Here is a 24810-nt window from a genome sequence, read left to right as displayed (position 1 = left end):
GGAAAAATAATTTTACCGCTACATGTATTCATTCTGTACTTAATTATAAGCTTTTTTATTTACACAAGAGCAAACGTTTGCGTTATAATGCCTGCGTTTTTTGTCGGTTAAAATAAAGGAAATATTCAATGCAATTAAATCATCCTATTCGTCAAGCATTACTCAGCGTTTCAGATAAATCAGGAATTGTTGAATTTGCACAAGGTTTAGTTAGACGAGGTGTAAAACTATTATCAACAGGGGGGACGGCAAAATTACTCGCTGAAAACGGGATTCCTGTTACGGAAGTATCTGATTATACAGGTTTTCCTGAAATGATGGAGGGACGTGTAAAAACCTTGCATCCTAAAATTCATGGGGGCATTTTAGGTCGCCGTGGTATAGATGATGAAGTTATGATGCAACATCAAATTGATGCTATTGATATGGTTGTAGTGAACTTATATCCTTTTGCGGCAACTGTAGCAAAACCTGATTGCACACTTGAAGATGCAGTAGAAAACATTGATATTGGCGGTCCGACAATGGTACGTTCTGCCGCAAAAAATCATCAACATGTGGCTATTGTAGTCAATAATAGCGATTTTAATGCAATTCTTGCTGAAATGGATCAAAATCGAAATAGTTTAACATTAGAGACAAGATTTGATTTAGCCATTAAAGCGTTTGAACATACCGCACAATATGACAGCATGATCGCCAATTATTTCGGACAAATGGTAAAACCTTATTTCAGAGCTGAAGAAGAAGCTGAAGCGAAGTGCGGTCAATTTCCACGAACTTTAAATCTTAATTTTATACGTAAACAATCTATGCGTTATGGTGAAAACGGTCATCAAAAAGCAGCATTCTATGTAGAACAAGACGTAAAAGAAGCAAGTGTCTCAACCGCTAAACAGTTACAAGGTAAAGCACTTTCTTATAATAATATTGCCGACACTGATGCCGCACTTGAATGTGTGAAATCTTTTTCCGAGCCGGCTTGTGTTATTGTTAAGCATGCTAACCCTTGCGGTGTAGCACTGGGCAAGGATATTCTCGAAGCCTATAATCGAGCTTACCAAACGGATCCAACCTCAGCTTTCGGTGGAATTATTGCATTTAATCGTGAGTTAGATGAAGACACGGCAAAAGCCATTATTGAGCGGCAATTCGTTGAAGTGATCATTGCACCGACCGTCAGTTCCGCCGCCCAAGAAATTGTGAAAAGTAAGAAAAATGTTCGCTTATTGATGTGTGGCAATTGGGAAAGTGCAATACAACGCTTGGATTTTAAACGTGTCAATGGCGGTTTGTTGGTACAAGAGGCTGATTTATCTATGGTGGATTTAGCAGATCTTGAAGTAGTCAGTAAACGTCAACCGACCAAACAAGAGTTGGAAGATCTTTTATTCTGTTGGAAAGTGGCAAAATTTGTGAAATCCAACGCTATTGTATACGCTAAAAATAATCAAACTGTAGGGATTGGTGCCGGACAAATGAGCCGTGTTTATTCAGCGAAAATTGCAGGGATCAAAGCAAAAGATGAAGGTTTGGAAGTAAAAGGCTGTGTAATGGCATCGGATGCTTTCTTTCCGTTCCGTGATGGCATTGATGCAGCCGCAAAAGTTGGTATTGAATGCGTAATCCATCCAGGCGGTTCAATGCGTGATCAAGAAGTTATCGATGCCGCCAATGAGCATAATATGGTAATGGTACTCACTAAAATGCGTCATTTTAGACATTAATAAATAAGGATTTTCATGAAAAATATCATTGTTTTGTTGAGTTATTCTGCTGTTTTATTAATTAGTGAAATACTTTATCGCTATTTTTTTGGAATAAATAGTTTATACAAAATTAGTGAGAGTTTTCTAATAATATTTATTTTAATTTCATTATTTTATTTCTCAAAATATAAGATAACTCGTTTTATTATTTTGTTATTTTTTTCTTGTAGTACGTTAGTTAATAATGTTCATTATGAGGTCTATCAAAGCTGGATTAATGGTACAAATTATTTATTAATGTTTAAAGAATATTGGGAAGTTACAAATGCCGGTATTCATATGTTGGATAAAATATCCGGAGGGATAATTTGGGGTGTTTTTGATATTCTTATTTTTTCTTCTATTTCAAGATTTAGAAAAAAAACATATTTAATTGCAGATATTTTATTCCTATTAAGTATGGCTTATATTTTTATTCGTAGTTTTTATTCTGATCAAGAACTGGGAATTACTTCCAATCCGGGCTACTCAAGAATTAAAGCAAATTATTTTTCTTTTGGATATTTTATAGGTAGAACTTTACCCTATGATTTATTTAATTTGAGCAACGTATCGGTTTATTACAAAGATAAGCCGAAGCCGAAACCTAAATTCTCATTCCAAATACCTAATATTATTTGGATTATGGGAGAAAGTGTAAGTGCAAATAATGTAAGTGCATTGGGGTATGAGAGAGAAACCACCCCATTCTTAACATCTTTATCAAAAAATTTTCCTACTGAAACATTATTAAAACCTGCATATTCAGCAGGCTCAAGGACTGCTATTTCTCTCCCATCATTGTTTAATGCCATTCCAAAACCAAATGGGTTAGAACAAATTGTTAGCGGAAGAACTAACTTATTCCGCTTAGCTAAAGAGCAGGGATATGAAACATATTTCTATTCTTCACAACCTGAAAATCAAATGATGATTATGAGTCTTATGGGTAAAACGTGGGTCGATGATTTGCGTTTTCCTAATAGCCTTGGGTATAAATCTTCTGAAGGAATGCATGATCATAACTTATTTCCATTACTGGAAAATATAGATTTAAGTGAGGTGGGGGGGGGTAAGAAGCACTTCGTTGTTTTACACCAAAGAGGATCTCATACACCCTATGCTTATTATTTATCTGAGCAAGAAAAAGTTTTCAAAGAGAACACCCCTTTAGATAAATATGATAGTACTATATATAATACGGATAAATTAATTGAAAAAGTGTTTAATTATCTTAAAACATCTTTAAAACCTGAAGATTGGGTTTTAATTTATACTTCCGATCACGGACAGTTTGTTTCTAATGAAGTATATAATCAAGGAACATTAAATGAAGCTAATTATTTAGTGCCTATTTTTATTTATTCTGAAAATAAGTTTTTACAAGATATTTTTCATAACCATTTTTCATCTTGTAAAAAAATGTTTCATCAGCAACTGGCTACATTTTTAATTAACATCATGAGTTATGATATGGATATATCTGATTGTAGGGATGGTACAATTAATCATTCAATTCTAACGGGAGATTCAGGGTATTTAAATATTAAGGAAAATACGCCTCCCGCTTTCTTTATTCCTAAAAAACAGTTAAGGAAGGAAAAACAATGAATATTTTAATTATCGGAAATGGTGGACGTGAACATGCTTTGGTGTGGAAAGTCGCACAATCACCTTTAGCAAGCAAAATATTTGTTGCACCCGGCAATGCGGGGACAGCTATGGAAACAGACGGAAAATGTGCGGTGGAAAATGTAGCTATTTCCGCTACTGATATTGATGCACTGGTCAACTTTGCACAAGAAAATCAAATTGGCTTGACTATCGTGGGACCTGAAGCACCTTTAGTGCTTGGTGTGGTCGATGCTTTTCGAGCATCAGGGTTAAAAATCTTTGGTCCAACTCAAGCGGCGGCTCAATTAGAAGGCTCAAAGGCATTTACGAAAGATTTTCTTGCTCGCCATCATATTCCTACTGCTGAATACCGCAGTTTTACTGATGCAGAAAAAGCGATTGCTTATGTGCGTGAAAAAGATGCACCGATTGTTGTTAAAGCAGACGGTTTGGCTACAGGCAAAGGTGTGATTGTTGCAATGACGTTGGCTGAGGCGGAAAAAGCTATTCAAGATATGCTTTCCGGTAATGCTTTTGGCAAAGCTGGTAGCAAAGTAGTGATTGAGGAATTTTTAGAGGGTGAAGAAGCCAGTTTTATTGTTATGGTAGACGGTAAAAATGTAGAGCCGATGGCGACTTCACAAGATCATAAACGTGTTGGCGAAAATGATACTGGTCCGAATACAGGGGGAATGGGAGCGTATTCTCCGGCACCTGTAGTGACACCGGAAATTCATACGCGAATTATGCAACAGATCATTTATCCTACCGTGAATGGCATGGCGAAAGAAGGCAATATTTATACAGGTTTCTTATATGCCGGTTTAATGATTGATAAACACGGACAGCCTAAAGTAATTGAATTTAACTGTCGTTTTGGCGACCCTGAAACCCAACCGGTTATGATGCGTATGCGGTCTGATTTGGTTGAGCTTTGTTTAAATGCCTGCGAGGGTAAATTGGATCAAGTGAAATCTGAATGGTCTGAGCAAGCGGCACTTGGTATTGTTTTAGCCGCAGAAGGCTATCCGAATAACTATCGCAAAGGCGATGAAATTCAAGGCTTGCCAATAAGTGCGGGTGAAAATCAAAAAGTTTTTTTAGCCGGAGTTGAGCAAAAAGGAGAGCGATTATTGACGAATGGAGGGCGTGTGCTTTGTGTAACAGCGATGGGTGAAAATGTTTTTGCCGCACAACAGCAAGCACTAAAATTGGCGAAACAAATCCAATGGAGCGGACGTTTTTATCGGCAAGATATTGGTTATCGTGCCGTAGCAAGAGAAAATCAATAAAAGTGCGGTCAATCTTATCGGTATTTATGAATGAAATTTTTTCATTACACCGATGAAAAATAGGAATTAATTTTTAATTAAATTTTTAAGTTAAAACAGGTAAACTGTTACCATTTCATAAGTGAGCAAAGAGGAAAACATAATGTTAAAAAGAAGTATGAATATTGCCGATTACGATCCGGTTTTATGGCAAGCCATTCAAGATGAAAATCTTCGTCAAGAAGAGCATATTGAGCTAATTGCCTCAGAAAACTATGCCAGCCCACGAGTAATGGAAGCACAAGGTTGTCAATTCACCAATAAATATGCAGAAGGCTATCCGGGTAAACGTTATTATGGCGGTTGTGAATATGCAGATATTGTTGAACAATTAGCGATTGATCGGGCTAAAGCGTTGTTCGGTGCAGATTATGCTAACGTTCAACCGCACTCCGGCTCACAAGCAAATGCGGCGGTTTATATGGCATTATTAAATCCGGGGGACACCATTTTAGGAATGAGCCTTGCTCATGGGGGACATTTAACTCACGGTGCCTCGGTCAGTTTCTCCGGTAAAATTTATAAAGCGGAGCAATACGGTATTACATCCGAAGGACTGATTGACTATGATGCGTTGCGTAAACAGGCTCATGAAGTGAAACCAAAAATGATCGTCGGCGGATTTTCTGCCTATTCTCAAATCGTTGACTGGGCAAAAATGCGTGAAATTGCCGATGAAGTAGGTGCATATTTATTTGTTGATATGGCACATGTTGCAGGGCTTATTGCCGCCGGTGTATATCCAAGCCCAATGCCACATGCTCATGTAGTTACCACCACAACACACAAAACCTTAGCGGGACCTCGTGGAGGGTTAATTCTTGCCAACGGCAATGAAGAACTTTACAAAAAATTAAATAGTGCGGTATTTCCGGCAGGACAAGGCGGACCGTTAGTTCATGTTATTGCAGCGAAAGCCGTTTGTTTTAAAGAAGCTTTGGAACCTGAGTTCAAAACTTATCAAGCACAAGTAGTAAAAAATGCAAAAGCTATGGTAAAAGTTTTTAAACAACGTGGTTACAACGTTGTCTCTAACGGTACAGAAAACCATTTATTCTTAGTTGATTTAGTCAATCATGGCTTAACCGGTAAAGCGGCTGATGCGGCGTTAAGTCGTGCCAATATTACTGTTAATAAAAATGCGGTTCCTAATGATCCGCAAAAACCGTTCGTTACCTCAGGTATTCGTGTGGGAACACCTGCTGTAACTCGTCGAGGCTTCAACGAAGAAGATGTGGCGGAACTTGCCGGTTGGATGTGCGATATTTTAGACAGTATGAATAAAGATAACCATGAACAAGTCATTGCTGATACTAAAGAAAAAGTATTAGCAATTTGCAAACGTCTTCCTGTTTATCCATAATCATATTAATCTTAATTCAAAGCGATGGTTCAACCATCGCTTTTTATAATTCTCAACATTCATTTCATTTATTTTTCAATTTTGAGATCAAGATAACATTTTTTATTTCTTATTTTCACTATAATATCTACCACTAAATGATTAACTTTTAAAATTAACTTTTAACTATGAGGTGTTTTATGACTGACTTAAACAAAGTAATAAATGAATTAGGTGAATTAGGCATCTATGATGTAAAAGAGATTGTCCATAATCCGAGTTATGAACAACTTTTTGAAGAAGAAACCAAACCGGGTTTAGCGGGCTTCGAGAAAGGTGTTGTTACCACTTCAGGTGCGGTTGCGGTAGATACGGGAATTTTTACCGGTCGTTCGCCAAAAGATAAGTACATTGTTTTAGATGAAAAAACAAAAAATACAGTATGGTGGACGAGCGATGCGGCGAAAAACGACAATAAGCCGATGAACCAAGAAACTTGGCAAAGTTTGAAAGGGTTGGTCACCAAACAGCTTTCCGGCAAGCGTTTGTTTGTTATCGACGCTTTTTGCGGAGCAAACCCTGATACACGTTTAGCAGTGCGTATTGTTACTGAAGTCGCATGGCAGGCACATTTTGTAAAAAATATGTTTATTCGTCCGTCTGATGAAGAATTGCAAAATTTCAAACCGGACTTTACGGTTATGAACGGTTCTAAAGTAACTAACCCGAATTGGAAAGAGCAAGGATTAAATTCAGAGAACTTTGTGGCATTTAACATTACTGAGGGCGTTCAATTAATCGGCGGTACTTGGTACGGCGGTGAAATGAAAAAAGGGATGTTCTCAATGATGAACTACTTCTTACCATTAAAAGGTATCGCCTCAATGCACTGTTCTGCAAACGTAGGCAAAGATGGCGATGTGGCGATTTTCTTCGGCCTATCCGGTACAGGTAAAACAACGCTTTCAACCGATCCGAAACGTCAATTAATCGGTGATGATGAACATGGCTGGGATGATGACGGTGTCTTCAACTATGAAGGTGGTTGTTATGCAAAAACAATCAAACTTTCCGCAGAAAGCGAGCCTGATATTTATCGTGCAATCAGACGTGATGCGTTGTTAGAAAATGTTGTCGTTCGTGAGGATGGTTCCGTTGACTTTGATGACGGTTCAAAAACGGAGAATACTCGTGTATCTTATCCAATTTACCACATTGACAATATTGTTAAACCGGTATCAAAAGCAGGACATGCAACAAAAGTTATCTTCTTAACGGCAGATGCGTTCGGTGTCTTACCTCCGGTTTCAAAACTCACACCTGAACAAACTAAATACTACTTCTTATCCGGTTTCACTGCAAAATTAGCCGGTACAGAGCGTGGCATTACTGAGCCGACGCCAACATTCTCCGCCTGTTTCGGTGCGGCATTCTTAAGTTTGCACCCAACCCAATATGCAGAAGTGTTGGTAAAACGTATGAAAGATTCTGGTGCTGAAGCGTACTTAGTCAATACAGGTTGGAACGGTACAGGTAAACGCATCTCAATTAAAGATACTCGTGGCATTATCGACGCTATCTTAGACGGCTCAATTGAAAGTGCGGAAATGGGATCATTACCAATCTTCGATTTAGCCATTCCAAAAGCATTACCAGGTGTTGATCCTGCAATCTTAGATCCTCGTGATACTTATGCGGATAAAGCACAATGGCAAGCAAAAGCGGAAGACCTTGCAAGTCGTTTCGTGAAAAACTTTGAAAAATATGCTACAAATGAAGAAGGAAAAGCACTTATTGCGGCAGGTCCTAAAGCTTAATAATATATTTTCCATCATGAAAGGCGGAGAGTTCTCCGCCTTTTTTATGCACATTTAGACCGCACTTTCTGTTTGCTTAGAAGTATTTTTTGAAGGAATCGGTAGGAATAATTTTGTGATTAGTTGATAAAAGAGTAAAATTCCCCATGTTGCATAAACGAGGATTTTGTTATGTTAGACATCGTACTGTATGAACCGGAAATTCCCCAAAATACGGGAAATATTATTCGCCTATGTGCCAATACGGGTTTTCGTTTACATTTAATCGAACCTTTAGGATTTACTTGGGACGATAAAAAATTACGTCGTTCAGGTTTGGATTATCATGAATTTGCACAAATCAAAAAGCATAAAACTTTTAATGAATTTCTAAACACAGAACAACCTAACCGTCTTTTTGCACTCACAACAAAAGGTACACCTGCACATAGCCAAGTAAATTTTGAGTTGGGCGATTATCTTATGTTCGGTCCGGAAACTAGAGGTATCCCAATGCCAATTTTAGATAACTTACCGACAACACAAAAAATTCGTATTCCAATGATAGAAAATAGCCGTAGCATGAATTTATCCAATGCTGTTGCGGTTACCGTCTATGAAGCATGGCGACAATTAAATTATATCAACGCAATGAATTTATCCCCACTCCCTAAATAAACATAAAGGAAAAAATATGACTGCACTTGTAGATCTCCAAGAAGAAACTAGAAAAATTATTACTGATTTACTCAATGACGGTAGTGATCCTGATGCTTTATATATTATTGAACATCATATCGCACATGACGATTTTGATAAGTTAGAAAAAATCGCCGTTGATGCTTTCAAAGCAGGCTATGAAGTTTCTGAAGCGGAAGAATTTGAAGATGAACAAGGTAAATCAATTTTCTGCTTTGACATCATTAGTGAAGTTAATTTAAAAGCAGAAATCATTGATGCACAACAAAAAGACTTATTGCCATTAATCACAAAATTCGGTGGCATTTATGACGGATGGGGTACTTACTTCGAAGATCCGAATGCAACAGAAGATGAATATGGTAATGACGGAGAATTTTTTGACGAATATCCAAATGAAGATGAATGACAATAGCCAATATTTTGGCTAAAATGACCGCATTTTTATAGCATAAAGGAATAAAAATGAAAGTAGAAAAAAATGTTGTGGTAAGTATCGCTTACCAAGTACGCACTGAAGACGGCGTATTGGTTGATGAAGCACCGGCAAATCAACCTTTAGAATATTTACATGGACATCAGAACCTCGTGATCGGGCTGGAGAATGCACTGGAAGGTAAATCTGTCGGTGATAAATTCGAAGTGCGTGTAAAACCGGAAGAAGGGTACGGAGAATATAATGAAAACATGGTGCAACGTGTACCCAAAGATATTTTTGTGGGCGTTGATGAGCTGGTAGTCGGTATGCGTTTTATCGCAGATACGGATCTTGGGCCATTACCTGTTGTTATCACTGAAGTAAATGAAAATGAGGTGGTAGTTGATGGTAACCATATGCTTGCCGGTCAAGAATTGCATTTTTCCGTAGAGGTCATTGCAACGCGTGAAGCAACACTGGAAGAAATGGCACATGGTCATATTCATACAGAGGGCGGTTGTTGTGCACATGATAATGATGAAGAGGGTCATCATTGCGGATGTGGCGGACATCATCATGAACACCATGAACATCACGGTTGTTGTGGAAATCATGGTTGCAAATCGTAAACAATCAACAACAAGTGTAAAATACAAATAAAATACACGAAATCATTCCCTTACTAATAAATTTGGGATAAAATCGCCCAAATTTATTACTTAACCATTTGATAGACGAAAACAATATGAGCCTACAGCCTACAGCCTACAGCCTACAGCCTACAGCCTACAGCCTACAGCCTACAGCCTACAGCCTACAGCCTACAGCCTACAGCCTACAGCCTACAGCCTACAGCCTACAGCCTACAGCCTACAGCCTAGGCTAACGCCTTTTTATAAACCTTGCAAAATAAATTTTAAAAAATTTTTAACTTCTCGTCATACCAAAATTTCCCCTTTTAAAACCCTCGGCGAAAATATCATTCGCCTTTTTCTGCTATGCCTTAAAAAGCAAGGTATTGCCTATTTAGGGTTATCCCCTCTCTCTAAAGTTTAATAAATAATCAGTAAGAGATAATAAATAAACAATCAATAACAGATTCGATCAATAACCATTTAACAAGTCATTCAAAGATAATTTTTAAAGCGAGTAATTCTATGAACAAAATATTTAAAACCAAATACGATATTACAACAGGTCAATGTAAAGCCGTTTCAGAGTTGGCAAGCAACCGCCACGTGGCGAGCAGTTCGGAGAAACCAAAGTGCGGTGGGGTTTTACGAACGTTTAAGGTTTTACCGTTGGTGTTGGTAATTGCGGGATTTTTTGGGGTGAGTACTATATCAAATGCTGCTTGGTTAGCTATTGATAGCAGTAAAGGAACTGTAGGTATAGCAAATTGGCAAAATGAATATGGAGAAAAAAATAATAATGGTAATATTGTGTTAGGGAAAGAAAATCTACATAAAGTAAATGGACAAAACACCAAGTTGGAAAAAGTTGTAGTAATAGGAGCAGGAGATAAAACTAAAGCAACAGGAGAAGGACTGGTTGCTGTAGGATACGGAGCTCAAGCACTTCGAGATGGAGCAACAGCCGTAGGATACGAATCTATAGTAGCAGGAACCAATGGAACTGCATTAGGAGCTGAAAGTAAGGCTCAAGGTGCACAAGCAACAGCAATAGGGAATAATGTTTATGCAGTAGCACAAGGGACAGCCTTAGGTGCGGACGTCATGGCGGCTGGTGGGGCATCTATCGCAATAGGAGGAGATGATATATTTGAAAATGGGAACAAAGTTAACTATGGAGAACCAAATCTTAAAGCCGGTGAAGGCGGATTTGCAGATAGATTACCTGAAGCGACAATCAAACAAATTTATGGATATAGTGGAAGTAGAGCATCTAGTAACGTTACGTATAACAGTATATTAAATTGGAATGATTTTTACAAAAAATATGTTAAAGCAGATGACGGAAAAGACCATAGAATGTATTCCCCAACCTATGCAGCCGGAGTGGGGGCAATCGCAATAGGGTCAAGATCAGTTGGATATGGAAATGCTTCACTGGCTATGGGGACATTATCATTTGCATTAGCTGATAGATCAACGGCGGTCGGTGTTCGTGCGTTTGTCGGTTTAGGGGCTGACGGAGCAACAGCAATAGGAGACTCATCAAGGGTTTTTGCGAAAAATTCTTATGCCATAGGAAATGCGGCTGAATCAACCGCAGAAGGATCATTATCCTTTGGTTCCGGAGCAAAAGCAGTGGGAATGGGTTCAATAGCGATAGGTCCTAATGTATCGTCGAATGCAAAATTAACTGATATGTCAGCTGAGAAATTCAGAACTCAAATTATGCAAGAAACCAAGCTTGGTACTGTCAATGAAAATCAAGATCCTCATTTTAAAACTGTAACTACTGATATTAATGATCTTAAAGTGGGAGATAACAATGAAATTGTTAAGTATGGATTTCCTGCCAATCATTTTAATGGGAATAATAAAGTAAGCGAGTTGATAACTAAACTTGAAAAAGCAAATAAATTTGAATATGAAAAAGAAAGTAAGGTAGAAATCACCACAACAGAAGACATAAAGAAAACGAGACAACAAGGAAATCATGCAATATCCTTGGGTTATCACATTTCAAATAATGGAGATAATACCATAGCCATAGGTAGTGCCTCTTATGTCAGGGGAGCTAATTCGGTCGTCTTAGGGGCGTTAAATAATGTTGGGAAATATGCAACCAATACAATAGCCATAGGTATTGGAACAAACGTACATAAAGAAAACTCGGTTGCTATCGGAACCGGTACAACAATATTAGGAGCTGGTTCAATTGGGATAGGCTCCGGAGTTGGGGTTAAGAAAGATAATTCAATTGCCATAGGATATGGTTCATCTGCTTTTTCAGAATCATCTATGGCACTGGGAAATGATTCTAAGATTAATGAAAATGCTAAAAACTCAGTCGCATTGGGGAATAATTCAAGCTCATCATCCGAAAATTCAGTCGCTTTAGGATATAGATCAACGACGAATTACTTTTATACTGGTTCAGATAAAACAACAGCCAGTTTAAATGAAAAAAATGCCTACAATGCCTCCAGTTTAGAAGGATATGTACCGGAAGGTTCCAGTTATAGAATTGAAACGGATACATCGGCAGGGGTTATTTCCGTTGGGGGTTGGGATACGACAAAAGATGCAAAGGGCGGTCCCGGTTCATCTAAAGGAAATAAAAATCATGTTGGATTGCGTAGAATAGTGAATGTCGCACCGGGGGCATTGGATAGTGATGTCGCCACTGTAGGACAACTAAGAGCGTTATATTATGTTAAAAAAGAAGGACTTGTTGTTTACTACACCGAAGAAAACGGCAAGAAAGTGAAGCTGGTAAAATCGGCTGGCGACAACAAATTCTACAAAGTCGATACCCGAACCGGCGAACCGTTAGCAAATTCTCCGGCAATTTCCGAGGACAAAGTATTAGTCGGAGCAAAAGGCTTCGATGAAAAAATAGGAACAAAAGATCTTGGTAACAAAATCCAATTCGGCAATTTAAAAGACGGCAAAATTGAACCAAACTCCGATCAAGCGATTACGGGGAATCAGCTGAATCAGCTTGGTGGTAGTATCTTAGGGTTGAGTGTTAACACTGATAAAACAAAATTTACTACCCCTAATTTTACTGCCGTAGAATATATTAGTACACCAGAAAGTAAGAAAGGTGCAACACATACATTTAAGGATGCATTGGACGAAACGATTAAGGCTATAAATCAAGGATATAAATTTAGTGATGGAACGAATCAGCCAACTACACCTTTTTATTTGGGTTCAACTATTGTAATTAAAGCTGGAGATATTCAATCAGGCAATTCAAAAACACATCTAGGTAAAAACCTAAAAACAGAATTTAAAAATGATAATTCAAAACCGACATTCACTATCGGCTTAAAAGATGATCCTGAATTTAAGACTGTAAAACTTACCGGTAACCCTACAGATGACAAGCATGCCGTCAACAAAAAATACGTTGATGATAAATTCAAAAATGTTGCTACCAGTTTTAATGTAAATGGGGATAACGGAACCTTTAAAGTAACTAGCAAACTGGATATTAAAGGAGATAATGGCAATATCAAGACAAACGCTAGCGGTAGTGCGGTTACCATATCGCTTAAAGACACTTTAACAGGTATTTCTTCTATTGCCGGTAAAAATGGCAATAGTGGCAATAAAATTGACTTTACGAACAGTGATGGTCTTAAACTCTCGTCAAAAAGCGGTTCAACGATAACATTAAAAAGAGATGGCTTGGACTTAGGCAACAAAAAAATTACCCAGTTAGCAAAAGGAACAGCCGACACCGATGCTGCCAACTTTGGACAATTAAAAGAGTTAGCAACAACTGTATTGGGTGCGACAGTAAATTCAGGTGGATTTACGAAATCAACATTCAATCAATTAATAGGTTCTAACGGAGCCACTGCTTCAACACCAGCTACAGCAAAAACATTTAAACAAGCGATAGATGATAATATTGCTAAAATTAATAAAGGTTTTATTTTTAGTGATGGAACAACTGAAGGTACAAGATATTTTGGAGAAAAAATAACAATACAATCCGGTGTTATTGACGGCGGTGATTTTGCCAGCGACAACATTAAGACGAATTACGGTAAGGATCAAGGAGTATTCCGAATTGGAATTAAAAAAGATCCACGTTTTGAAAAAGTCACAGTAACTGAAAATGTTACTGATAAAAGTCCTGAAATGACTTTGACCACTAAAAAATATGTAGATGATCAATTTAAAAATTTCAGCTCAGACTTAAAATTTGAAACAGACAGTGGTGGTGAAAAGAAAATTTCATTAAAAGATGGCAAATTGAAAGTGAAAGGCACTGCTAATCAAATTAAAACCTCTGTTGAGAGTAACGATACGATCAAAATTGGGCTAGATGAGAAAATCACGCAAAAAATTAATGAAACGGCTACTAAAGCGGATAAAAACGAGCAATATATTGCAACCATAAAAACCAATATAGAGGGAAAAATTACCGACCAAGTCATTAAATACAAGGCGAATAGTTCGGGTGATTATACCGTCAAATTAAGCGAGGGTTTGAATTTTAAAAATGGCACAAACACCACCGCTGTAGTGGAAAGTAACGGTGTTGTTAAGTTTAATGTCAATGAGGCATTAACTAATATTACTTCGATTGCTGGCAAAGAAGTCGCCAATGGCGGTAGCGGAAACGTTAAAGTAAAAACTGAAATTAAGTTTAATGAAAATGGTAAAGGCAACAATGCGAATACCAATGTTGTCATTCTCTCAAATGGGGCAAAATATACCTTTGATCCAAAAGGATTCCATGTCGGTAATAAACAAATTACCGCACTTGCGAGCGGTTTAGGATTGACAGATACTAGCGGTAGTGGTGGAAGTGCCGGAAATAATAGTACAGTTATTGCCAACGTTCTTGCTGGCGATCCTGATAAAGGTAATAACAACGGCAACAAAATTTCCAACAATGCCATCAATGTAAAAGACTTATCCGAAGTGGCGAAAGCCCTTGTGGAAAAAGGCTTGAAGTTCCAAGGAAATGACAATCAAGATGTTACCAGAAAACTGGGAGAGACGTTGAAAATAGTTGGAGAAACAGCAATTTCAGCAGCAGGAACAACTGCAACAACTCAAATTACAACCGCACCTGATAATATTATCGTGGCGAAGAAAAACGGTACAAATGGCAAAGCAGATACCCTAGAAATTAAATTGTCTAAAAACTTAACAGGTATTGCGTCTATTGCCAATGGCGAGAAGGCGAAAATTGCTTTGGGTGGAAGTAATGGAAGTGATAACAAAATTACTTTCAAGGCAGGTAGTTCAGAGGTTACCCTAGCCGATGGTAAATTCAGTGGCGTGTCTGAAATTAATAAAGCAGATGGCAAAGGTGCGTTGAAACTTGAGGACGGTAAAGCTACCTTAGAAAGCACGAAAGACGGTTCAAGCATTGTCGTAGACAATGCAGGTGCCTCCATTAAAGTGGGTACCAATAAAGCAAGCTATACCTTTAGTGACAGCGGTTTAGATTTAAATAGCAAAAAACTCACTAACTTAGCGAGCGGTTTAGAGTTAAATGGTGCTGGTGGAAGTAGCGGAAACGGAAATGCTGACATTATCGACAAAGTCCTTGCTGGAACTCTTGATAGCACAAACAGCGGTGGCAGTAGCACGACAATTGCCAACAACGCCGTCAATGTGAAAGACCTGTCCGAAGTCGCTAAAGCGATTGTTCAAAAAGGCTTGACCTTTGCAGGGAATACTGGCACTGACGTTAAAGCCTCACTCGGCGATAAAATCACGATTAAGGGCGAGGGAACGTATTTGACCAGCAAGGCTTCTTCAAATGGTAGCGGTAAAGAAATTACATTTTCTTTGACGGATAAAGTAACCAATAAATTAGCGATAATCAATGTCGGCAATGGGTCTACCAACGGCGATAATTCCTTTGCGTTGGGTAAAAATTCTACATGGGAAGGGAAAACTACCGCTGCGACCAGTGCAGATATTAATGTGGGTTCAGCAAGTTTGAAATTTGACTGGAACAATGCAGGAGCAGGGGCGGATAAAGAAGTTGTCAGTGTGGGTAGTCAAGGCAATGAACGCATAATTAAACATGTTGCTGCTGGAAGTGTAATGCCTAACTCAACCGATGCGATTAACGGCGGACAGGTGTATAGCGTGATTGAAACATTTGGTAAATTAGGCGTTACAGTATTAGGTGCGGAAGTGGATAGCGGTACAAAACAATTCAAAGCAACCACATTTACCAAGTTGAAAGATAAAGATGGAAGTGAGACATCTCCAGCACCAACAACTTTTAAACAAGCGATTGAGAAAAGCATTGAAACCATCAACAAGGGCTTAAAATTCAAGGGCGATAAAAGTGCTGGAAGCAACAACGAAGCGAAGCAACTCTATCTTGGTTCAACCTTGACAATTAAGGGGGCGGAAAGCACCGCACAAACACCTGCCCAAGGTGCGGGTGTAGCCAAACATCAAAACATTACTACAACGGCAAAAGATGGTGGAATACTTGAAATCGCTTTGAACACGAATTTGAAGGACATTACCTCTATTGGGAAAGATGGGGATAATGTTTTAACGTTTGCAAATGGTGCAAGCGGTTCAAGTGGTGGAAACTCAGCGGTATTAAAAGTCGGTGGAAGTGAATTAACTTTTACCAAAGCAGATGGTAACAAAGTTACAATTACAGGCTTGGCAGATGGAAAGAGTGATGGCGATGCTGTTACAGTCAAACAATTAACCGCTTCACAATTGCATTATTTGTCGGTGAAAAATGGAACTAGTAATACCAGCACTGGTACTAGAACCGACAATTACAATAATGACGGTGCAAAAGGCGATAAATCAATTGCTATCGGTGTAAACACTAAAACAGATATGGGAGCCATAGGTGCGGTCGCATTGGGTAGCGGTGCGGAGGTGAAATCGGAATATGGCGTAGCGATAGGACACGGCACGGTAGTGGGTACAGGTGCTAAAAACTCCATTGCGATTTCAGCGACTAAAGATAGTGATAAAGGTAATTTACAAAACGCCGAATGGGCAATTTCCATCGGTAATAAAAACAACGTTTCAGGCGGAAATGATATTGTTGCCTTGGGGTCGAATATTACCATTTCAAAAAATAATGGTAAGAGTAACGATTCTGTCATCGCTATAGGAAATACAGTAACTTTACAAAATGCCAAACAATCCATCGGTGTGGGTAGGGATACGAAAATCACCAATGCCGAATGGGCAGTGTCTATCGGTAATAACAATAGCATTACGGGTGGTAATGACATTGTTGCCTTGGGGTCGAATATTACGGTTTCAGGTAGTGGTAATGATAGCGTACTCGTATTCGGTAACAGTGCCAAAGCAGAAAGTGCAAGTAATTCCGTGGTGATTGGTAGAGAAGCAGAGTCCAAAGCACAAAGTGCGGTGGTACTCGGTAAAGGTGCGAATGTTAAGCAAAACGCCACAGGTGCGGTCGCCATTGGTGAGGGTGCGACAGTTGAAGAAAATGCTGGCGATTCTGTGGCATTGGGTAAAAATTCAAAAGCTAGCGACAAGAAAAATGCACCGAGTGGTGCAGAGGTTTTTGCTGGTAAAAATAGCTTAAAAATCACTTGGGCAAGTGCAGGAACGTCTTCTGATATGGCAAAAGACAAAACCGTAGTCAGTGTAGGGGATAAGGGTAGCGAGCGGATTATCACCAACGTTGCCGCAGGTAAAGTCGAAACAGGCTCAACCGATGCCATCAACGGCGGACAGCTTGCGGAAGTGATTAGCATTTTTGGTAAATTAGGTTTTGATGTACTTGGTGCAGAGAAACATGATACAGATGATGGCTTTAAACAATCAACTTTTGCAAAAGTTGAGTATAAGAGAGCCTCGCAAGGAACACAGCAAGGACAACAGCAAGAACAAGCAAAAGCCCCAACAACCTTTAGAGAAGCTATTAATGAAAGCATTACGGCTATTAACAAGGGCTTGATGTTCAGTGCGGATCAAAGTGCGGTAACAAATGGCACTCAAAACACACCGCACTATCTTGGTTCGACCCTTAGCATTGTGCGTTTAGGTATGAATCAGGCTGGTTCGTCTGCTACACCAGCTCCGGCGGGGACTTCATCACAACCAAATATTGCTGAGTTTAAAGGTGATAATTTAATCACTCAATACACGAGAGAAACTAACGGCAACGCCAAAATCGAAATCGGCTTTAAAAATGCACCGATATTTGAAAAGGTTACGCTTTCTCAAAAACAAATGTATGAGAATGGCACAGGTAGCGGAAGTGGTGCAAGCGGAAGTACAGTTGGTGAAAATGACCTCATTACCAAAGGATACCTTGAACAAGCGTTAAATAAATTTAAGTTCAAGGTTGAAAATGGTAGTGGTAAGCCTATCGAAATCGGTCGTGGCGACACTTTGAAGTTTACGAACGGACAGAATATCCAAGTTACTGTAGCAAATGGAAATGGCAGTGCAACACAGCCAAGTTCGAGTGCTTCTGCTTCTGCACCGGCTCCAACACCAGCTGCTCCAGCACCGTCGCCTGCTCCAGCAGCTGCACCGCCGTCTGCTTCGGCAAGTAGCACAACTACAACACCAACCACGAGTACAACAACGACTGGTACACCAACCGCACCTACTACGGCTGTTGTTACTATAGCGACGACTGACACGTTAGAAAATATAAAATCTATCTCTTCACCTAAAGGAAGTGCGGGCGGAAATGGTGCTGGTTCAAATGAAGAAGTCACCAAACTTTCTTTAACTTCAGAAAATGCCACATTCCAAGTTGGCACAACGGGTGCGAAAGTGAATATCAATAAAGAGGGTATTGCACTTATGCCACAAGGGGCGAATAACACAGGCGGAGCAAATGGAGCAAATCCATTTGCTGATACAGCATCAATCACTATTAAAGCAGGGGCAAAACCGGTAAATAAAGACAGTCTAGAATCGTTTGAGAAAGGTCAAGAACCGTCTATTACGTTCTCGACAAAAGAGACTGACGGTAAAAAAATCGGCTCAGGAAAAATCACCGGTCTAAAAGATTTAGAAAATGGAGCTGACGGCACTAGTGCGGTAAATAAAAACTATGTCGATGAACAGGTTAAAAATCTGAACAATAACCGTCCATTTGATTTTTATCTAGGCAATGAAAAAGTCGTGAAAGGGGCAGATGGTAGTTTCAAAAAATTAAAAGACGGCACACTTCAAGATATTTCTGAGGAAGAGAAGAAACAAGTCGTGATCAAAGCCGAACCAAGCACCGCACCTATTGGGATTAGCAATGTGGCGAGTGGTCTTGGGCTAGAAGCACAAACCGAAGAAGAGAAGAAAAAGACTCAAGAAAAATCGGCTGAACTCACCAAAGCTGTTGAGGAAAAAGTGAAAGCAGTGAGCAAGGAAGCTAAAGCACTTTCGGACAAAGCACAAACTTTCACGGATTTAGCATTAGCGGTAAGTAGCTTAGAACAAGCAATAAATGCGTTGCCAGAAGGCAATGATAAAACACAAGCAGAAGCCAAGCTCAAAGAAAATCAAATGAAACTTGATGAAGCGAAAAAAGCACTTGAACAAGCAAGAAATGATTTAAAAGAAGCTCAAACAGGCTTAACAAAAGCGGAGGAAGCCTATGAACAAAATTACAAAGGCTATGAGAAAGTTGTAGAGTTAGTGAAACCTGATAGTTCCGCAGAGTTAACCAACGTGGCAACAATCGGTGATTTGCAGGCGGTGGCGAAATCGGGCTTGAAATTTAAAGGCAATGATGACATGGAAATTCGCACAGCATTAAGCGGTACTTTGGCGATTAAAGGTGAAGAAGGTGCGAATGGCAATAAATTTAACAGCGACCGCACCGCTGCCGGTAATATCAAAGTGGAAATGTCTCAAGACGGTAAAGGCTTAGAAGTCAAACTGTCCGACCAATTGAAAAACATGACCTCTTTTGAAACCCGTGAAATCAATGGCAAAAAATCTCGCTTGGATAGCAATGGGTTGAATGTGGAAAACACAAGTACAAAAGAGCGATCCCAATTAAACGAAAATCGCTTGGCGTTCTATGAAAATGATAAGTTAGGACTGAATTTAGACGGCAAGTCTCGTGCGTTAAGACTGGGTGAAAAATCGGTAATCAGCATAAATGCCAAAGGTGAAGCATTGGTTTCCGATTTGAACACTTCCAGTTCAGGTATGGCAATTGCTAATAAAAACTATGTGGACACCAAAGACAATGAACTGCGGACACAATTGAATACTACTGACCGAAATTTACGTGCAGGAATTGCAGGAGCGTTGGCGGCGGCTGGGTTGCCGATGTCTTCTGTGCCGGGTAAATCCATGTTTGCGGCATCTGCCGGAACATTTAAAGGACAAAATGCACTGGCGTTAGGTTATTCACGAGTAAGTGATAATGGTAAAATAACGCTACGATTGCAAGGTACTCGCAGTTCAACGGGCGATGTCGGCGGTTCGGTTGGTGTGGGGTATCAGTGGTAATTTAGCCAACTTGCTACACCCAAAGAAAAAACCACCGCACTAATTAAGTGCGGTGGTTTTTTGCACAAATTATATCGCAATGTTAATTTAGTAATCCCCTTTCCTCGCTAATACTTCCCGCTTACCATTTTGTAGCGGAGAAACGATACCTTGTTCTTCCAGTTGATCCATGATACGAGCAGCTCGATTAAATCCAACACGGAAACGACGTTGAACTGAAGATGCCGATGTGATGCCGGTGTTTATGACAAATTCCACAACTTCATCAAATAGATCATCCAGATCACCATTGCTGTCATAGTCAGTTTCATTATCATTACTTTCGTCATTCACACTGTCCAAAATACCTTCAATATAACTCGGTTTGCCTCTAGCACGCCAATCATCAGCAACACGTACAACTTCATCATCGCTCATAAAAGCACCATGTACACGTAACAACTCAGATGATCCTTGTGCAGAATACAGCATATCACCACGTCCTAATAATGCCTCTGCACCACCTTGATCCAAAATGGTTCTTGAATCAATTTTACTCGCTACAGTAAAAGCAATACGACTTGGAATATTGGCTTTAATTAAACCAGTAATCACATCTACTGATGGACGTTGTGTAGCCAAAATCAGATGAATACCAATAGCTCGTGCTTTTTGTGCTAGACGAGCAATAAGTTCTTCAACCTGTTTACCCGCAACCATCATTAAGTCTGCAAATTCATCAACAATAAGTACGATATAACTTAATTTTTCCAATGGTGGGGGTAAAGTGTCCATCGTATCACCCGGTCTCCAAAGTGGATTTGGAATTGGCATATTTAACGCTTCATATTCTGTAATTTTTTCGTTATATCCTTCAATATTACGCACTCTTAAGGCTGATAACAATTGGTAGCGACGTTCCATTTCGTCAACACACCAACGCAAGGCATTAGCTGCTTTTTTCATATCCGTAACAACCTCCGTAAGTAAATGAGGAATGCCGTTATAGACAGATAATTCCACTACTTTAGGATCAATCATAATAAATTTAACCTCTTCCGGTTTAACACGGAAAAGTAAACTTAAAATCATGGTATTCACACCGACAGACTTACCCGAACCGGTAGATCCTGCAACTAATAAATGTGGCATTTTCGCTAAATCTACAATCACAGGCTTACCGCTAATATCCTTGCCTAACGCCATTGGTAATAAATAATTTGATTGCCGAAACTCATCCGTATCCAATACATCACGCAAAGGTACAATTTGACGCTGTATATTCGGTGTTTCAATTCCAATATAAGGTTTTCCCGGAATCACTTCGGCAATACGAATTGAACGAAACATTAAAGCCCTTGCCAAATCAGTATCAATACTTGTCACTTTTGAAGCTTTTACTCCCGGCTGTAATTCTAATTCATAACGTGTTACCACAGGACCAACGAGTACATCACGCACTTCCGCTTTTACATTAAAATTACGTAACTGTTGCATAATACGTTGAGATGTTTCTAAAATTTCCTCTTGGGTAATGTTATAAGTTTGGATCGTTCGGCGTTCAAGTAAATCTAAACTTGGCAATGGTGTTGTCGGTTTTTCCTGAACAGTCACTTTCTGCTGTAATGCGGGGTGAATCAAACTATCGCCATAAGTCTTATAATTAACCGCACTTTGACTGAGTTCTTTTTCTTCAATAACTTCTTCCATAACCGCCGGCACGTCTTCAGTAACTTCTTCAGCTAAAATCACTTTTAACGCATCCTCTGCTCCGATTTCTCTTGCCTGTTGTTCCATTTTCAATAAACGTTGTTGCTCAAATTCAGCAAATTGTTTGGCAAGTTCATTTATATTGTGATTGTCAGCTTCCTCAACGGCAGAAAGTGCGGTCGGTTCTGCAATATTTGCTGTTTCCAAAGCTAACGCTTCATTTTTTTCTGTTGACAATGAAACGCTTGGAATAGGCAATTCTTGTTGCTTTAAATCGCCTAGTGTTTGAGCAATATCAACCACTTCATTTTGCTTCATCAACATCGGAGCTGCTAAATTTTGCTGTTCTTCCACTTGTTCATCAGGTAACCCTTGAATATTAATAAAACTACTAATATTCACTAACTCAAGTCCTTGTTTTTCAGTATCTTCATTGGCGATATTTTGTTCTATAGGTGGCGATTGTATGATAATTTCTTCCAATTCCTGTTCAACTGAATCAGCACCATTCGATTGTGTATCCAATAGAGATTCTTTATCTTTCATTGTCAGCCAGTCGTAACAATTCATCATTAAATAAAATAAAGATGCCCCCGAACAGAAAATAAAACCGATTATAGAAGCAATGCTACCAATAATAATTAAGGGAAATTGGTTAGAAAATAGCGGATATAACTTAACGATTAAAATAGCACCTAATACACCGCCCGATAAATGATGTTCAGTTTTTGCCAACATTAAAGTAGCCAAGATCATTAAGCCAACCAGCAATGTCACAAAACCCAATATCCGAAGAAAAAATCTTCCCCAAGTTAACCCCTGAGTTCGCTTAGTATGTAAAAAATAAATAGGTGCGATAAATAGTACAAAAGGTATGATATTACCTACCACGCCAAAAAACGTGAAAAACAGATCAATCATCCAAGCACCCAATGCACCTGCTTTATTAATAGTTTCCGTTTGAAAAGAAGATATCGCCCACGAATTATCAAACGGGCTATAGCTAAACCAAGCAACGATCAAATAAAAGCCCCAAAGTGCGGTGAGAATTAATAAAAACTCGACTAAATCCCTTTTCGGTAAAAAAAATTGTTTAATACGTTTAATCATCTTATTTCAATTGTAAAAAATTAGTTTGTTTAACTTCTTCCATCACTACATAAGTCCGGGTGTCATTTACCCCCGGTAAACGTAATAAAGTTGTGCCGAGCAATTTGCGATACGCTGCCATATCCGCTACACGAGTTTTCAACAAATAATCAAAATCTCCGGAAACCAAGTGACATTCCTGAATTTCATCTAATTGTTGCACTGCCACATTAAATTCCTCAAACACGTCGGGACGACCACGAACTAATGTAATTTCCACAATAACCAACAAAGGCGAATCCAATAATTCAGGGTTTAATAAAGCACGATACCCCATAATAATGCCTTGGCGTTCTAAACGTTTTACCCGCTCCAAACAAGGCGTCGGCGATAATCCCACTTTTTTGGATAAATCAATATTAGAAATTTTTCCGTTGCGTTGTAATTCATTAAGAATTTTTATATCAATACTATCAAGTGATTTAATCTTCTTTTCCATTATTCATCCCTTTTTATATAGAAATTCCGCATAAAATATTTATTTTTGTCTAATTTTACACTATTTTTTAGATATTTATTCGTTTTTATCCGGCAATTTTGTTAAAAATTATCTAATATCGCCAACGCATCCGCTAATTTCTTGACTGTAAAAACTTGCATATTTTCGACCGCACTTTTCGGTTTATTTGCAAAGGGAACAATAGCTCGCTTAAAACCGTGCTTTGCTGCTTCACTAATACGTTCCTGTCCACTTGGTACAGGGCGAATTTCCCCCGCTAAACCTACCTCGCCGAACACGACTAAATCTTGTGGCAAAGGTCGATTACGAAAGCTGGAAATTAATGCCAGCAATAAGGCAAGATCGGCACTGGTTTCCGTTACTTTTACCCCGCCAACAACATTAACAAAAATATCTTGATCGGACATTTGTAAACCGCCATGACGATGTAATACCGCTAAAAGCAATGCTAATCGATTATGTTCTAAACCTACTGCAACACGCCTTGGATTGGCTAACATGGAATGATCAACAAGTGCTTGAATTTCAACTAATAAAGGACGAGTTCCTTCCCATACTACCATCACGGAACTTCCTGACGTTTGTTCATCACCACGACTTAAAAAAATCGCAGAAGGATTTTTAACCTCTCTCAAACCTTGCTCTGTCATCGCAAAAACACCCAATTCATTCACCGCACCAAAACGATTCTTATGACTACGCAAAGTGCGATAGCGTGAATCGGATTCGCCTTCTAACAATAAAGATGCATCAATTGCATGTTCTAATACCTTTGGTCCTGCCAACGTTCCGTCTTTCGTTACATGACCGACCATGATAATGGCAACTTGCCTTGTCTTAGCATAACGGGTCAAAAATGCCGCACATTCACGCACTTGAGCTACACTTCCGGGGGAAGATTGAATATCAGATAAATGCATTACCTGAATAGAGTCAATAACGATAATTTGCGGCTTTAGTTGATCAGCAAGATGACAAATTTGTTCAATGGAAGTTTCAGATAGGAGTTGCAAACGATCCGTTGGCAATCCTAAACGATTAGCTCGCATAGCAACTTGTTGAAGGCTTTCTTCGCCCGTGATATAAAGTGCGGTCATACTTTGAGCAAGTCCGCACATCACTTGTAACAGTAGGGTACTTTTTCCTGCACCGGGATGCCCACCGATTAAAATCGCACTACCCGGCACAATTCCGCCCCCCAATACACGATCTAATTCTCTAAAACCACTGGTAAAACGAGGCGTTTCTTGCAAACTGATTTCAGCTAAAGTTTGAATTTTGGCTTTCGTTTCTCCTGCATATCCGCTAAAACGATCATTTTTCACTTTTGCTGTAGAAACTAACCGCACTTCGCTAATCGTATTCCATGCTTTACATGCAGAACACTGTCCTTGCCAACGGGCAAACTCCGCACCGCAGTCATTACACACGTAGGCTGTTTTGGGTGATTTTGCCATGC

General features: G+C 39.2%; 12 protein-coding genes. 9 read left to right on the top strand and 3 right to left on the bottom strand.

The genetic code is table 11. The features are described from left to right. Positions 1-128 precede the first annotated feature (128 nt). From purH to HSM_RS01925, 9 genes are all read left to right on the top strand, one after another. Positions 129-1727, top strand: a complete 1599-nt coding sequence (gene purH / locus HSM_RS01965; RefSeq protein ID WP_012341237.1) for a bifunctional phosphoribosylaminoimidazolecarboxamide formyltransferase/IMP cyclohydrolase — start codon at positions 129-131, stop codon at positions 1725-1727. A gap of 15 nt (positions 1728-1742) precedes the next feature. After that, positions 1743-3359, top strand: a complete 1617-nt coding sequence (locus HSM_RS01960; RefSeq protein ID WP_012341236.1) for a phosphoethanolamine transferase — start codon at positions 1743-1745, stop codon at positions 3357-3359. Next, entirely contained in the window at positions 3356-4654 is a 1299-nt protein-coding gene (gene purD, locus HSM_RS01955) for a phosphoribosylamine--glycine ligase (protein ID WP_012341235.1), read from the top strand. The genes HSM_RS01960 and purD overlap by 4 nt, the downstream gene beginning before the upstream one ends. A gap of 142 nt (positions 4655-4796) precedes the next feature. After that, positions 4797-6056, top strand: a complete 1260-nt coding sequence (glyA, locus tag HSM_RS01950) for a serine hydroxymethyltransferase (protein ID WP_012341234.1) — start codon at positions 4797-4799, stop codon at positions 6054-6056. Between the two features lie 179 nt (positions 6057-6235). Next, the gene (gene pckA, locus HSM_RS01945) at positions 6236-7852 is read left to right on the top strand and encodes a phosphoenolpyruvate carboxykinase (ATP) (RefSeq protein WP_011609774.1); all 1617 of its coding nucleotides are present in this window, start codon (positions 6236-6238) and stop codon (positions 7850-7852) included. A gap of 171 nt (positions 7853-8023) precedes the next feature. Continuing rightward, entirely contained in the window at positions 8024-8509 is a 486-nt protein-coding gene (gene trmL, locus HSM_RS01940; RefSeq protein WP_012341233.1) for a tRNA (uridine(34)/cytosine(34)/5-carboxymethylaminomethyluridine(34)-2'-O)-methyltransferase TrmL, read from the top strand. Between the two features lie 16 nt (positions 8510-8525). After that, entirely contained in the window at positions 8526-8939 is a 414-nt protein-coding gene (rraB, locus tag HSM_RS01935; protein WP_011609776.1) for a ribonuclease E inhibitor RraB, read from the top strand. 56 nt (positions 8940-8995) lie between these two features. After that, positions 8996-9577 (top strand): peptidylprolyl isomerase, encoded by a 582-nt coding sequence (gene slyD, locus HSM_RS01930; RefSeq protein WP_011609777.1) that lies wholly within the window; start codon positions 8996-8998, stop codon positions 9575-9577. Positions 9578-10105: 528 nt separating this feature from the next. Further along, a complete protein-coding gene (locus HSM_RS01925) occupies positions 10106-20053 on the top strand; it encodes a YadA-like family protein (RefSeq protein WP_012341231.1) in 9948 nt (3315 codons plus the stop codon). An 87-nt stretch (positions 20054-20140) separates the two neighbouring features. On the opposite strand, the gene HSM_RS01920 is transcribed toward HSM_RS01925, so the two are convergent. From HSM_RS01920 to radA, 3 genes are all read right to left on the bottom strand, one after another. Continuing rightward, complete coding sequence (locus HSM_RS01920) at positions 20141-22852, bottom strand: FtsK/SpoIIIE family DNA translocase (protein WP_012341230.1); 2712 nt, start codon at positions 22850-22852, stop codon at positions 20141-20143. A gap of 1 nt (position 22853) precedes the next feature. Further along, positions 22854-23330: a leucine-responsive transcriptional regulator Lrp gene (gene lrp, locus HSM_RS01915; protein WP_011609342.1), complete on the bottom strand. Its 477-nt coding sequence runs from the start codon at positions 23328-23330 to the stop codon at positions 22854-22856. A gap of 101 nt (positions 23331-23431) precedes the next feature. Next, the gene (gene radA, locus HSM_RS01910; RefSeq protein WP_012341229.1) at positions 23432-24808 is read right to left on the bottom strand and encodes a DNA repair protein RadA; all 1377 of its coding nucleotides are present in this window, start codon (positions 24806-24808) and stop codon (positions 23432-23434) included. Between the last annotated feature and the right edge of the window lie 2 nt (positions 24809-24810).

Source organism: Histophilus somni 2336, from assembly GCF_000019405.1.
GTDB classification, from domain to species: domain Bacteria; phylum Pseudomonadota; class Gammaproteobacteria; order Enterobacterales; family Pasteurellaceae; genus Histophilus; species Histophilus somni.
The sequence above is the reverse complement of the archived record's forward strand: the minus strand, read 5'-3'. Positions and strand labels throughout refer to the sequence as shown.

Excerpts from the sequence above, each read along its gene's own strand:
- purH (WP_012341237.1), top strand. The coding sequence starts at position 129 with ATGCAATTAAATCATCCTATTCGTCAAGCATTACTCAGCGTTTCAGAT.
- HSM_RS01960 (WP_012341236.1), top strand. The coding sequence starts at position 1,743 with ATGAAAAATATCATTGTTTTGTTGAGTTATTCTGCTGTTTTATTAATT.
- purD (WP_012341235.1), top strand. The coding sequence starts at position 3,356 with ATGAATATTTTAATTATCGGAAATGGTGGACGTGAACATGCTTTGGTG.
- glyA (WP_012341234.1), top strand. The coding sequence starts at position 4,797 with ATGTTAAAAAGAAGTATGAATATTGCCGATTACGATCCGGTTTTATGG.
- pckA (WP_011609774.1), top strand. The coding sequence starts at position 6,236 with ATGACTGACTTAAACAAAGTAATAAATGAATTAGGTGAATTAGGCATC.
- trmL (WP_012341233.1), top strand. The coding sequence starts at position 8,024 with ATGTTAGACATCGTACTGTATGAACCGGAAATTCCCCAAAATACGGGA.
- rraB (WP_011609776.1), top strand. The coding sequence starts at position 8,526 with ATGACTGCACTTGTAGATCTCCAAGAAGAAACTAGAAAAATTATTACT.
- slyD (WP_011609777.1), top strand. The coding sequence starts at position 8,996 with ATGAAAGTAGAAAAAAATGTTGTGGTAAGTATCGCTTACCAAGTACGC.
- HSM_RS01925 (WP_012341231.1), top strand. The coding sequence starts at position 10,106 with ATGAACAAAATATTTAAAACCAAATACGATATTACAACAGGTCAATGT.
- HSM_RS01920 (WP_012341230.1), bottom strand. The coding sequence starts at position 22,852 with ATGATTAAACGTATTAAACAATTTTTTTTACCGAAAAGGGATTTAGTC.
- lrp (WP_011609342.1), bottom strand. The coding sequence starts at position 23,330 with ATGGAAAAGAAGATTAAATCACTTGATAGTATTGATATAAAAATTCTT.
- radA (WP_012341229.1), bottom strand. The coding sequence starts at position 24,808 with ATGGCAAAATCACCCAAAACAGCCTACGTGTGTAATGACTGCGGTGCG.